This window comes from Absiella sp. AM09-50 (genome assembly GCF_003433845.1).
Lineage (GTDB): Bacteria > Bacillota_I > Bacilli_A > Erysipelotrichales > Erysipelotrichaceae > Hoskinsella > Hoskinsella hominis.
The window spans coordinates 1-13940 of the sequence record NZ_QVFI01000022.1 but is presented as its reverse complement, the minus strand read 5'-3'; the positions used below and the strand labels follow the sequence as shown (position 1 = coordinate 13940).

Sequence of the window (13940 nt, the reverse complement as noted above, 5' to 3'; positions counted from 1 at the left end):
AGGTAGAGGAAAAAGGAGGTATTTTATGCCATTTAGAAAAGATTTTTTATGGGGTGGGGCAACTGCAGCCAACCAATGTGAAGGTGCATATCAAGAAGGAGGTAGAGGCCTTGCAAATGTGGATGTTGTGCCACATGGAAAGGATCGTTTTCCAGTAAGTATGGGAAAACTAAAAATGACAGAATTAGACAATGAACACTACTATCCTGCATTAGAAGCTATTGATTTTTATCATCATTATAAAGAAGATATCGCATTGTTTGGAGAAATGGGATTTAAGACATATCGTATGTCTATCGCATGGAGTAGAATCTTCCCTAATGGAGATGAAGAAGAACCAAATGAAGAAGGCTTAAAATTCTATGAAGATGTATTTAAAGAATGTCATAAATATGGTATTGAACCACTTGTAACGATTACACATTTTGATTGTCCAATGCATTTGATTACAGAATATGGTGGATGGAAAAATCGTAAACTAATTGATTTTTATAAACGTTTAGTAACGGTATTATTCACAAGATATAAAGGTCTGGTAAAATACTGGCTGACATTTAATGAAATCAATATGATTCTGCATTTGCCATTTATGGGTGCCGGCTTGATTATTGAAGAAGGCGAAAATGAAGAAGCTGTAAAATATACAGCAGCACATCATGAATTAGTCGCAAGTGCCTGGGCTACAAAAATTGCACATGAAATTGATCCAGAAAACATGGTAGGATGCATGCTTGCGGCAGGTAATACATATGCAAACACCTGTGCACCAGAAGATGTATGGAAATCTATGGAAAAAGATCGTGAAAACTATTTCTTTATTGATGTACAATCACGTGGTGCTTATCCAGCATATGCAATAAAAGAATTAGAGCGTAAAGGCATTGAAATTCCTTTTGCGGAAGATGACAAAGAAATGTTGAAAAACTACACTGTAGACTTTATCTCATTCTCTTATTATTCATCAAGACTTACCAGTGCTGATCCAGAAGTAAATAAAGAAACTGCCGGCAATGTATTTGCAACATTAAAAAACCCATACTTGAAAGCTAGTGAATGGGGATGGCAGATTGATCCATTAGGACTTCGTATTACAATGAATGCTTTATATGATCGTTACCAAAAACCATTGTTTATCGTTGAAAACGGCCTTGGCGCAAAAGATGAATTAGTAAATGGTTTTGTAGAAGATGATTATCGTATAGATTATCTTCGTGAACATATTAAAGCAATGAAAGATGCTGTAGAAATCGATGGTGTAGATTTATTAGGTTATACTTCATGGGGATGCATTGATTTAGTAAGTGCTTCTACTGGGGAAATGAGTAAACGTTATGGCTTTATCTATGTGGATAAAGACGATGCTGGACACGGTAATTTAAAACGTTATAAGAAAAAATCTTTTGACTGGTATAAGAAAGTTATCGCCAGCAATGGTGAAGATTTAGATTAGTATAAAAATGACTGGTAACTAGGGAATTGCCCTAAATATACCAGTCTTTTTTCAATTATTATGATGTTATTCATATGAAAATCCTAAAAATGTGTAAATAATAAAAAACGCTATATGTAGTTTTAAAATACCTGTGAATATATTTTTTAATATCTTTATTGTATTTTCACGATGCGATGTTATACTTTGTTTGAAGAGGTATCAGAAAATGAAACATAAAGGCAGAATTATCAAAATCATAATAAGTGTTTTCACAGGTATCTGTGTTTTATTGATTGTCGCGATTGCAGGTATAGCCATTTACATCTCCTCCTCAATAAATCATTATTATCACGATGCAGGACAAGTTGCTTGTTCGATGGTATCCGATACATATGGTATACATGTAAAGGATCATATGACATGTACACGTGAAGATGACAATGATGGAAATTTATATGCAATTAGAGTTATGGATGAAAATATGAATTATTTATATTTCACAAAAAACACGTCATATGAAAATATTCTGACCAGTAAACATCATAAGAAAGATTGTATCAAAACGGAAACCATTCCATATCATCAACATGATCTGAAGATTCAATATTTTGCTTATGATGGTACGAAATCAGCGGATAATGGGGAAACCTTAGCACTTTTATCTATTTATGCTGTATTTGATTATCTTATCGATGATGTTCATGTTTACTCAAGCTACATAGGGGTTTCCACAGATTTTCCTGGTAAAGTGGAAGATATGAAAGAAGGCTCCTACGAGCATACATTACAAAAACAAATTACTGATATTTTAGATAATGTCATGGATTAGCTATGATATACAAAAGACGAGATTTGATTTTCTCGTCTTTTTATCATTATGCGGTCTTTGTTGCGTTTGTTTTCTTTTTAGATATCATTGCATAACACCATAAACCAATGACACTAATGACAAGAGTGAAGATGAATGAAGCAATGGCAACCCAATAATTTTCTTCACCTAAGGCATGTCCACTAAATGTAGATGTAATCACACTGGGAATACGTGCAATAGTAGAAATCAGTATAAATGTGGTTAGCTTCATATTCGTTAAGCCTATCGCATATGTCATAACATCTTTTGGACTACCGGGAATAAAGAACGCAATGAAGGTCCAGAAGTTAAGTTTTTTTTCATCTTTTAATAACCATAATTCATCCAGTTTATCTTTTGAAAAGAACACATAGATTAACTTGGTACCCCATTTTTTCACAAGCACCATGACCAGGGCAGACGCTAATGCAGAACCAATTAAACATAATAGGGTTCCCTGCCAGAAACCAAAAGCATAGCCAGCTGCGATTTCAAATGGTTCTCCAGGTATAAAAGCCACAACGATTTGAAGAAAGATAATGGCAATCATATATAGAAAGGAAAAGATGCCCTGATCATTTAGCCATGCACGGAATTGTTGAGGATTGTTACAGAATTTCACAAGTGGCATTCCAATCTTTAATGTCAATAAGGCAAATACCAGTAATACCCCACCTAAAATCAGTATCGTTTTCCATTGTTGTTTATTTAATTTTTTCATGTTTATCACTTCCTGTCTATATCATATCCAAAAAATCAAAAAGAATCCTTGTGATTTCCTAACGATTGCGTGACAGTTTTGTAAGAAGCACTTTATAAAATATTTAGAAAATTATAAGTATTTTGAAAAATTGTGATACAATATAGCTTAACAAAAGGGGAGATAATATATGATTACGTTTTATATCGTTCGTCATGGCGAAACTTTATTTAACCAAAAACATTTGATGCAAGGGTGGTGTGATTCTCCATTAACCAATCAAGCAATAGAAAACGCAAGAGCATTAGGGAAAAGACTTCAGAATATTAAATTTGAAGGTGTATATACTTCCAGCAGTGAACGTGCATGGCGCAGTGCAAAATATATAATGGAGGATCGTCATCCTAATGATGTGCAGCTGTGTGATGAATTAAAAGAAATCAATTTTGGTATAATGGAAGGCGAAAATGAATTCGTTGGAAGAATTGCCAAACAACAACATCATCGAGAGTATGGCTGGGTAGATGAAGGCGGTGAAAATATGGATATGATAAGAGCAAGAGTTTATCGTATCTTGAAGGAAATCGCAGAAAAACATCAAAATGGCAATGTCTTAATTGTGACACATGGTGTGGTCATGATGTCGTTATTAGATGATTTAAAGTCTGGCTATATGGAAGCACAGGGACCAGGTTTTCATATCAATAATTTAGCTATAATGAAAATCAGTTATGAAGCAGAACAATTTAAAATCATAAAGGTGAATGGGTGATCAATATGAAAAAGTTTATACAAATATGTAGTTGTATCTGTCTGGTTGCGATGATGTTATGTTCTTTTGTCATGCCTGTCAAAGCATCAGCGGGATATGAATATGAATCTTTAGATGTACATGTAGAAGTAAATGATCGTCGAGAATATAAAGTGAGTGAGAAGATGGTCATTCATTTTATGAGCCCAATGCATGGAATTATTCGTGATATTCCTATGAACAATGGATATGAAGCATGGAATGTAAAAGATATATCCGTTACAGGGATGCCATTTACGAAGGAAATCACTGCGGATGGTTTTGCGATAAAAATTGGGGATCCAGATAATGAAATTCAGGGAACAAAAGAAATTACACTTACCTATACACTTGCACATTATCAGGATGATGATCCCAAGGAAGATTTCATACATATCAATTTGTTGGGAACCGATTATGATGCAGATGTTAAAGCATTTCATGGAGATATTGAATTCCCAAATAAAGAAAAGCTGAAAGATATTCAGGTAACATCAGGGGAAAATGGCAGTACGGATAATGAATATACCACATTTACTCAGCAGGGAAATCACCTGATTGTGGATAGTCAGCGATATGTTGGAAGTGGCATCGGCATTAGCGCAAAACTTCATTTTGAAAATGGAATCTTTCCAAATGCTCCACAATATGAGTATTCTTATGTGATACGTGATCAATCAAAACATATTACCATAGATGAAAAACAGAATATACAGGTGGAGGAACAATTAACATATGACACATCAAAATCCCTTGCAAATATACAGATACCGTTTATTTGTGATGACTGGGAGGTGGCAGACTATGATGTCACAGATGTAAAAATAGAAACAGATGGGGATTATGATTATACAGATAGTGGTGCATGGATCAGAACACAGAAAAGTAGTGGCACGGTGAAGCTATCTTATCGTATTCATCCACATCGTGTATATAAAAATGAGCTATATCTGAAGCTGAACAATGAGGAACAGGATACATATATTGAGCATTCTAAAATTGCGATTACAACACCGGATACACCGAATGCAACCATCCTATTAAAACGAGATGGTTCTGATTTGGATACTTCATTTATCAAAACAAGTGTAAACGATCATACAATGGATGTAGAAACAACAGATGTAATCAAACATGGGGCAAGTTATGGTATTATGTTGAAAATAAACGATGGCGTATATCAGCGTACATCTTCTATGATGCGTATTCTCATGCTTGGATTATCCGCAGGTTTATTGATTTTATATTTATTCCTCCGTTTTGTGAAATATCGTAAAGAAACACCAATCGCTCCTGTAAATTTCTATCCACCAAAGGGTATGAACAGTGCGGAAGCTGGTTATGTCATTGATGAGAAATTAACCTATAATGATGTCGCATCGTTAATATTTTATTGGGCAGATAAAGGGTATTTAAGCATCCATTATAGTGAACATGGCTATTTGTTTGAAAGAAACGCTGCCCCATCCACAAGTGCGCCATTTTATGAAGCAAAATTATTTGAGAAAATGTTCTCTTATGGAAAAGGCGGACTTGTAGGAAAGAGTGATCTGAAATATCGTTTTTATCGTGATGTGGAACAAGCAAGCAGGGAACTTATGGATATCTATGATGGAAAGAAAGGATTGGATGATCCAAAAGCATATGCTGTTCGTTCTTTATGTATTACCACAAGCATTTTTCCATTAAGTTTATATCTTTATGATTGTGTTAAGCAGATAAGTGAAAATCATACATTGGCAATGGGTATTCTTGCGATCAGTGTGATTCCATGGATTTTGTCGTTATTGATGGTGTTGATTAGTAAAAAACCGCATAAGCCATATAAAATAGATGTTCCTGTAATGACATATTGGCTAGAATTGTTTATTTATGTGATTGGTGGTATTTTCTTTGTGATCGTTTATGATTTTGACATGATGATGCTGGCAGCGCCTATTTTATCTATTGTTTTATTCATGATTGCGAAAGGTATTCGTAAAAACAGCGATTATCGTTCAGAAATGTTATCTTCACTTCTTGGTTTCCAGGAATTCTTAAAGACCACAGAAAAAGACCGATTGGAAATGTTATTGGAAGAAGATTCAGAATATTACTATCATATTCTTCCATACGCACAGGTATTGCATGTCAGTGATATGTGGATTCATAAGTTTGAAAATATCGTTGTGCCATCACCAACATGGTATGATGGGGATGAACGATATGAGCATCGTATGATGTATGATATCATGAAAGATATACAATCCGATATGAAAGATGCATGTGCAAGCCCTGAAAATAATCATACTTCTTCTACATCTTCTTCATCAGGTGGTTCTGGTACCGGAAGTGGAAGCGGTGGTGGAGGAAGCCATGGCTGGTAAGAAATTATATCGTATTATCATTTGTTTTCTATTATGTCTTTTCTCTATTGAATTTCCAATCATAGAAGCAAACGAAGAAGCTGGATATGTATATGATGAATTAAATGTTATCGTTACGATTAATGAAGAAAAAGAATATCATGTAGAAGAACATATGGTGATTGATTTTCAAAAAGAAATGCATGGAATCATTCGTGATATACCGAAAGAAAGTCAAGTAGAAGATGTTAGAATCAAAGATGTAAAAGTGGAAGGAATGCCTTATCATATACAGCAAAGCTCAGATCTTATGCAGGTAACGATTGGGGATCGTGAACAACTGGTAAAGGGGAAAAAAGAAATTGTATTAAGTTATACATTAACACATTATCAGGATGATGATCCTCTATATGATGATGCATATATAAATGTATTGGGAGATAATTATGATACAGAAGTGAAGAAATTTCATGCCCAGATCAGTTTCCCTAAAAAAGAACAGCTAGAGGAGTTCCACGTTACATCTGGAAAGCGTGGCTCTACAAGTAATCCTTACACCACAGCAACGACATCAGGTAATCAATTAATCATTGATGCATCACAAAAGCTGGATGATCATATGGGTATTACTGCCCATTTAAGATTTCAGGAAGCTACATTTTCTAAAGCCCCTGTTTATCCATATCCTTTCACCATTCAACAAATGAAAACAGAAGTGAAAGTAGATGAAGCACAGGATTTTAATGTAACACAGACATTTACTTATGAAAGCATTATTGATCATCAAACATATCGTATGCCACTTATTCATCAGAAATGGAAAAACAATACGTATAGTATAAAAGATTTAAGTGTCGAGGGTGGAAAGTATAGTGACTTTATAAATCAGATAGACCTTTATTTAGAAAAGGGAACACATACCATTACGATACGTTATCAAGTACATCCTTACCATTTGATGAAAAATGCGCAAACACTCACCATGAACGATCAGGATATGCATACTCGTATTGATGAATATATATGTATATTGGATATGCCATATATTCCAGATATTTCTATGCGCATCCAGCATAATGGGTCAGGAAATAAGGCTGATATGATTCAAAAAGAAGAAAAAGATGGTACCTTAATTCTAACAACAACCCAACCACTCAAAAACAACGATTTATATACAGTGCTGGTACCTATGAATACAACATATTTTCACAGAGATACCTTTACTTCTAATATGGGATTATATCTTACAATTCCATTATTGATAGGTATGATTATCTTACGTTTTATATGTAAAACAAGAAACCTGATTACCCCGATAAACTTTCATCCCCCTGTTGGTTTAAACAGTGCCCAGGCAGGATATGTAATTGATATGAAGCTCTCAGAAAAAGATATTACCTCTCTTATATTTTATTGGGCAGATCGAGGATATATAAAAATCTATCAAACGAAGAATTCCTATGCATTTGAAAAAGTAAAAGATATAGATGCACGGGCCTTGCCTTATGAACAGAAACTGTTTCAGCGTATGTTCTCACATGGACATGATGGATATGTGAAAAAAGAAGATCTGACTTATCATTTCTATGATGATATCATGAACGCAAATGATGAAATTATAAAGTATTATCAGGGGAAATATGCCTTGCGTGATCCTAAAATAGAGGTAGTAAGAAAACTGTGTATTTGTTTATCCTTTGTGCCGCTTATCATCTATTTGTTTTTTAAGATCTATGATGTATATGGAGATATTTCAAAGGTTATACAGACATTAATACCATTTATGGTAATACTTCCTTTATTATTGAGCTTTTATCTATTAAGTCGAAGGGCAAAGAAAAATCATAAACCATTACATAGAAGATTCTTTTTCGCATTATTTATCTTTATGATTGTATTATTGATATGGAGTCTTGCTGTGGAAATAAATATGATGCTTTTGATTATGTGTCTTGCGACCCTGATCTTATGGTTTATCGCAAATGGTATCCATAAGGATAGTACGTATCGTAAACAGCTGTTATCTTCTTTGCTGGGATTTAAAGAGTTCATAGAAACAGCGCAAAAAGATCAATTGGAAATGATGCTGCAGGAAGATCCTGCATATTATTACCACGTATTGCCTTATGCACAGGTATTACACGTGAGTGATATCTGGATGGATAAGTTTAAAGATCTTACCTTGCCAAAGCCTGATTGGTATGAAGGTACACAGGCATTCCATTATATGGCGATAGCACATATTGTACAAAATATGGAGTATGATATGAAAAAGACAATGCATTCCTCATCCACAGGAGTTACTTCTGGTTCATCTGGATTTCATGGTGGTTCTGTTGGTGGAGGAAGCGGCGGTGGTGGAAGCCATGGCTGGTAATTTTAAAAGGAGAATATTATGAATTTTGATCAACAAATATATAAAGCGATGATCCTTATGGATAAAGGAAGAGAAAATGATGCAATCACCTGTTTAAAAAACTGTATCGAGCAGGCTGGTGAAAATATGCTTGCCTGTGCAAGAGCACATGGTATTTTAGGGGAAGTATATTGTGAACTAGAAGATTATGCATCAGCAAAAGAACATTTTGAATATTTGGTAGAACATCAAAACACATTGGAAACATTGTATGATGATGCTTTATCTGAAGAAATAGAAAACGCAAAAAAGAATTTACAAAATATGAATTCCTAAGAAAAAAATACTGTATACGTTGATATGTATACAGTATTTTTTATGATACAGGGTGTTTAGAATATATAAAATCATGAACGTCATCACGTTTAATATGAAGACATAAAGATATTTCATCAAATAATAAATTTTCTCCTCGATCAAAGAAGAACTTATCACGTTCGGAAATGTTTTTCTTATTTATTTCTTTCTGTTTTTTCATTTCGTATATCGTTTTGGACATTGTGGCCCATTGTCTGATATCTCCACTATTTAACATCTTTTCAAAACGATCTTCACGAACATGTCGATCATCACTCCAGACCGTTTCTAATGTGGGCATATCTTCGATTAACTGCAGAATGTCTTCTTTACTCATCATCAATCGAAGGTTTGGATTTGTGACAGGGGTTGTAATACTTGTTTCTACATCGTTATTGATACTGTGCAATACATACCAGCTTTCTACTTCTCTTTTTCGATTGCGTTTGTTTATAATCTCTTTTACTTGGAAAATGCCTTTGTTTGTATAAGATATTTCATCGCCAATTTGAAACATACATCCACCTCCTGCTTTATTTTTTAAATGAAGCCCTGTCTTCATTGTAACATTTTTATATGTTTTTTGTAAGAGGAAGTTTTTTTGATTGGATATATGCGCATTGTATTTACTAACGTGCAAGCTTTAATAATGAAATCGTCAAGGTACCTTCCGTACTATTCACATTACTGTTGTAAGTGAGCGTAAAATTTGATGGTTGTGAAACAAAAGCAATTAATGAAGCAGAGCCGATTGCAGTTTGTGCGTTGTCTGTTGTCTTAAAATAAAACCCAGTTTCAATATGGGATTGACCGTTATAAGAAGGTGTGATCTGCATAAATCCCGGGGTCGCAAGAATCGCAGACACATGATAATTGATCAGATAATATCCAGGCTGTAATACAAGTGTTGTATCGGAAGTCTGTGTGATATTGTCTGTGATATCAGTTACTAATGGTCGCATGGGAATCAAAGCACCATCGGTATATAAATCCTGAATATCAAAATATGAAGCAAAGCTTTGTTGGGGAAGGGCACCTGTCGCACCCGTTACACCTGTATTTCCAGTAGGACCTGTATTTCCTGTTGGCCCTGTATTTCCCATTGGACCAGTAGGGCCAGTATTTCCATCTCTTCCAGTAGCACCAGTGACTCCGGTTGCACCAGTGATTCCATCTCTTCCAGTAGCACCTGTCGCACCAGTATTACCTGTAGCACCTCGTTGCCCATCAGCACCAGTAGCCCCTGTATTTCCAGTAGGACCAGTATTGCCCATTGGACCAGTTGGCCCGGTTGGACCTGTGATACAACATGGGGTACAGCACCAGCAGTCACGATAACATGTTGTCATTCTATCATCTCCATTGTAAGATATGAAAGAAAAACAACCAGCGTATAGTGTGAAAAACTATATTTGTTCAAAGGCCTGATGCAGATCTTCGATAATATCATCAATGTGTTCTGTACCAATGGATAAACGAATGGTTGTTGGCGTTATTCCTGCTTTCTTTAAGTCTTCTTTACTCATCTGGGAATGCGTGGTAGAGGCAGGATGAACCACAAGCGATTTCACATCTGCGACATTGGCTAACAGGGAAAACAGCTTCAATGATTCACTGAATTTTTTTGCCTGTTCCTCAGTACCGTTAATTTCAAAAGTAAAAATAGATGCGCCACCCTGTGGATAATACCGCTCATATAATGCTTTTTGATATCCTGTAGATTGGGAAGGATGATGTATTTTTTTAACCATTGGATGTTGAGAAAGATAGTTTACCACCTTGCATGCATTTTCCACATGACGTTCCACTCTTAATGACAATGTTTCTAATCCTTGCAACAATAAAAAGGAATGAAAAGGTGATATACAAGCACCCTGATCACGCATTAAGGTTGTACGGATTTTCATAATATAAGCAATATCTCCACAAGCTTCATGAAAGATCACACCATGATAAGATGGATTTGGTTGTGTAATACCAGGAAATTTATCATTTTGACTCCAGTCAAAGTGACCACCATCAATGATGACACCACCCATGACTGTGCCATGACCGCCAATAAATTTAGTGGCAGAATGTACAACAATGTCTGCGCCATGTTTTAATGGCTGAAAAAGATATGGAGTCGCAAAAGTGTTGTCCACAATTACGGGAATACCATGTGTATGTGCAATCTCACTTACGGCTTCTAAATCAATGATATCAGAATTTGGATTTCCAAGGGATTCCAAAAAGATTGCTTTTGTGTTTTCTTGAATTGCCTTTTCAAAGTTATCCGGCTGTTGACCATCCACAAAAGTTGTGGTGATACCACCTTCGGTTAAGGTGTTGGCAAACAGGTTGAAGGTACCACCATATACCGTATTACTGGAAACGATATGATCACCTGCTTTTGCGATGTTTCTTATCGCAAGATCAATTGCCGCAGAACCAGAAGCCGTTGCCAAGGCTGCTTTTCCACCTTCTAACGCTGCCATTCTTTCCTCAAAGACACTGGAAGTTGGATTCATTAAACGGGTATAAATATTTCCCTCCTCCTTCAGATTAAATCTTGCGGCTGCCTGATGAGAATCTTTAAAAACATAAGAGGTTGTGGCGTAGATAGGTACCGCTCTGGCATCGGTATAAGGATCAGGATGTTCTTGTCCTGCGTGAATCTGTATAGTTTCAAATCGATAGGTATTTTTCATATATAAGCCCCTCACTTTCTATTTATCCTACTATTTCTATAGGTTATTGGAATTATATTCCTATCAACCCACCAAGTCAATAGGCAATTAAAGAAAAAATAAAGATTCCTATATATTTCATAGGAATCTCATAGCTTTTCACAAGGATAATCATCCATGGTATCTGACAATGCATCAATATCATTTCGCTGATCTAACAGACTTTGTAGTGTAATACCATCAAAGTAGGAATTTATCATTTGATAAAGCTCTTCCCACATGGGAAGGGTTTCACAAGACTTTGCACGGGGACAGGTGTTTTCTTTACTTTCCAGACAGGATACAGGAGCAAGACTGCCTTCCACAAGTCTTAAAATCATCCCTGCTGTGTAATGATCCGGTGTCATTGTTAGACGATAACCGCCGCCTTTTCCACGTATTCCCTGTACATATCCCGCATCCACAAGTTTCTTGATAATGCTTTCTAAATACTTCTCAGATAAACATTGATTTTTAGATATTTGTTTCAACGGAACATATACATCAGGGTCTTTCTTTGCCAGCTCCAGCATGATACGTAAAGCATAACGTCCTTTTGTAGAAATTTTCATAACATCACCTAATCTTCATTATACAGGAGAGAATCCTACTTGCAAAGACCATCTTCTTTGAATTCACTTAATGCCCCGCGTTTTCGATGCTTAGAATCATATAAAGCAATATCTGCCTGTTTTAACCATACATCTATCGTATCGTTTTGATTACACCAGGACAGTCCTGCGGAAATACTGATTGCTTTTTTTGTGCCATCAGGAAAGGTAATCAGTTTCATAGATAAATCATGATAGAATTGATGCATAATTTCTCGAATCATTGCCTGATTCTCAAAATGATAAAAGAAGATACAGAATTCATCTCCCGAACGACGTGCAGTTATGCAGTGATCATTCTCTAATGCATTCAATGCCATAGCAATTTTTTGTAAATAAATATCGCCCCAATCATGTCCAAAGGTATCATTGATATTTTTGAAATGATCCAAATCCAGCATAATAAGTGCTTGTTGATGGTGCTTTTGATACGTAATACGTGAAATCATTTCTTTAAAATGATGCATATTATTTAATCCTGTTAGATTATCATGATCACGCTGATATTCGATATTTTTCTTTTCTTTGATTTCTTTTGTCACATCCGTAATAATCCCATAGAAGCTGTCATCATCACTGCTGAAATACAATCTGACCCAAAGCTCTGGAGATTTATGTATACGATAAGCATCATCCAGTTGTTCATGGTTTGTGATTTCTTTCAGCTTTGATAAAAAGAGTGCCTTATCTTTAAAGTATGCTTCAGCTTCTTCATCACTCCACAACATAATATGCTTCAAACGATCGTTCACAAGCACGATGTCGCCTTCTTTTCGCATTTCAAAAACACCGATAGGCATATCAATGATATCAATGATTTTTGATACTTTGACGGTGGTATTCAAAATACTTTGTACCATTTTATTGATATCACTGCTGATCTGTTGAAATTCTGGTGTGGTATCAACGCTGACTACGGTATCCAGTTCACCATTACTGATACGGTGAAGGTTTGAGGATAATTCTTTAATTCCATTAGTAATATTCTTTTTTATCAATAAATTTAATACAAGGATGGTAATGATAGAAACAACAACCATACAAATAACAATGATCCCCATTTGAGAGTTTCTGTCCGCAAATACTTCATGTTGGGGCATCATCGCAAAAATTGCCATATCATCATAAGTGGTACTCATAACATAATGTTTTTCATTATTCCATGTATAGGTACCTCCATCATTGAATTGTTCATGTGCGTCATAAGTAAGCTTCCATGTGGAGGCTTCTTTTTCATCCATTCCAGTATAAGCAATTTTTTCATTATCTTTATTTACGCAAACGATATTCAAATCATGTCCTAATTGTAGATTGTCAAGAACATAAGAGATTTCATTACGCTTTTGTGCTTCCAGCAATGTGGTAGGAGATATCCCAATCTGTATGATTCCTTCTTCATCCTGTCGTCTAACACCGATATATTGAAAGACTTTCTTTTCAGCGCCATTGGGCTGTATCTTTTGGATTAACTCATCTGTTTTATGATCTAATATCTGAAGAAATTCACTTGTTTGCTTGGTACTGCGAAAATCCATCCCGATATATTTTGGAATGCTTCCTGCTATCAGAATTCCGTTTTTATCTATGACATGTAATTCATCCACCTGAAGTAAATCTTTGATTTTTTCTAATTCCGATAAACTGTTAATGACCTCAGGATTTTTTTGAACGATATAGGCAAAAGCATACGCACGGGTAAGATAATCTTTATGTAGATTATTTGTTAAAGTTTCCAGTTCTGATCAGCTTGTGTCAAGTAGACACACAAAATAATTAAAACATTTTTGTCCA

At 35.3% G+C, this 13940-nt stretch carries 12 protein-coding genes; 6 read left to right on the top strand and 6 right to left on the bottom strand.

Annotated elements, in window-relative coordinates; translation table 11 throughout:
- Positions 1 to 25: 25 nt before the first annotated feature.
- Together DW114_RS15750 and DW114_RS15745 are read left to right on the top strand one after the other, a co-directional pair.
- Positions 26 to 1450 (top strand): 6-phospho-beta-glucosidase, encoded by a 1425-nt coding sequence (locus DW114_RS15750; RefSeq protein WP_117454703.1) that lies wholly within the window; start codon positions 26 to 28, stop codon positions 1448 to 1450.
- A 208-nt stretch (positions 1451 to 1658) separates the two neighbouring features.
- Positions 1659 to 2261: a hypothetical protein gene (locus DW114_RS15745; RefSeq protein WP_117454702.1), complete on the top strand. Its 603-nt coding sequence runs from the start codon at positions 1659 to 1661 to the stop codon at positions 2259 to 2261.
- A 46-nt stretch (positions 2262 to 2307) separates the two neighbouring features.
- On the opposite strand, the gene DW114_RS15740 is transcribed toward DW114_RS15745, so the two are convergent.
- A complete protein-coding gene (locus tag DW114_RS15740; RefSeq protein ID WP_117454701.1) occupies positions 2308 to 3003 on the bottom strand; it encodes a TVP38/TMEM64 family protein in 696 nt (231 codons plus the stop codon).
- A 169-nt stretch (positions 3004 to 3172) separates the two neighbouring features.
- Between DW114_RS15740 and DW114_RS15735 the strand changes: the two genes are divergently transcribed.
- Genes DW114_RS15735 through DW114_RS15720 form a run of 4 tightly spaced genes read left to right on the top strand, consistent with a single transcriptional unit; the run spans position 3173 to position 8809 of the window.
- Entirely contained in the window at positions 3173 to 3754 is a 582-nt protein-coding gene (locus DW114_RS15735) for a histidine phosphatase family protein (RefSeq protein ID WP_117454700.1), read from the top strand.
- Positions 3755 to 3759: 5 nt separating this feature from the next.
- On the top strand, positions 3760 to 6138 hold the full coding sequence (locus tag DW114_RS15730) for a DUF2207 family protein (RefSeq protein ID WP_147322646.1): 2379 nt from the start codon (positions 3760 to 3762) through the stop codon (positions 6136 to 6138).
- Complete coding sequence (locus DW114_RS15725; RefSeq protein ID WP_158552306.1) at positions 6128 to 8494, top strand: DUF2207 family protein; 2367 nt, start codon at positions 6128 to 6130, stop codon at positions 8492 to 8494. The genes DW114_RS15730 and DW114_RS15725 overlap by 11 nt, the downstream gene beginning before the upstream one ends.
- Positions 8495 to 8512: 18 nt before the next feature.
- Positions 8513 to 8809 (top strand): hypothetical protein, encoded by a 297-nt coding sequence (locus tag DW114_RS15720; protein ID WP_117454697.1) that lies wholly within the window; start codon positions 8513 to 8515, stop codon positions 8807 to 8809.
- Positions 8810 to 8849: 40 nt separating this feature from the next.
- Here DW114_RS15720 and DW114_RS15715 read toward each other — a convergent pair whose 3' ends face one another.
- The 5 genes from DW114_RS15715 to DW114_RS15695 form a co-directional block, all read right to left on the bottom strand.
- Entirely contained in the window at positions 8850 to 9347 is a 498-nt protein-coding gene (locus DW114_RS15715) for a CarD family transcriptional regulator (protein WP_117454696.1), read from the bottom strand.
- Positions 9348 to 9459: 112 nt separating this feature from the next.
- The gene (locus DW114_RS22110) at positions 9460 to 10179 is read right to left on the bottom strand and encodes a collagen-like triple helix repeat-containing protein (RefSeq protein ID WP_147322645.1); all 720 of its coding nucleotides are present in this window, start codon (positions 10177 to 10179) and stop codon (positions 9460 to 9462) included.
- A gap of 57 nt (positions 10180 to 10236) precedes the next feature.
- The gene (locus tag DW114_RS15705; RefSeq protein ID WP_117454695.1) at positions 10237 to 11520 is read right to left on the bottom strand and encodes an O-acetylhomoserine aminocarboxypropyltransferase/cysteine synthase family protein; all 1284 of its coding nucleotides are present in this window, start codon (positions 11518 to 11520) and stop codon (positions 10237 to 10239) included.
- Between the two features lie 128 nt (positions 11521 to 11648).
- Positions 11649 to 12110, bottom strand: a complete 462-nt coding sequence (locus DW114_RS15700; protein WP_117454694.1) for an RrF2 family transcriptional regulator — start codon at positions 12108 to 12110, stop codon at positions 11649 to 11651.
- Positions 12111 to 12145: 35 nt separating this feature from the next.
- A complete protein-coding gene (locus DW114_RS15695; protein ID WP_117454693.1) occupies positions 12146 to 13753 on the bottom strand; it encodes a diguanylate cyclase domain-containing protein in 1608 nt (535 codons plus the stop codon).
- Positions 13754 to 13940 lie beyond the last annotated feature (187 nt).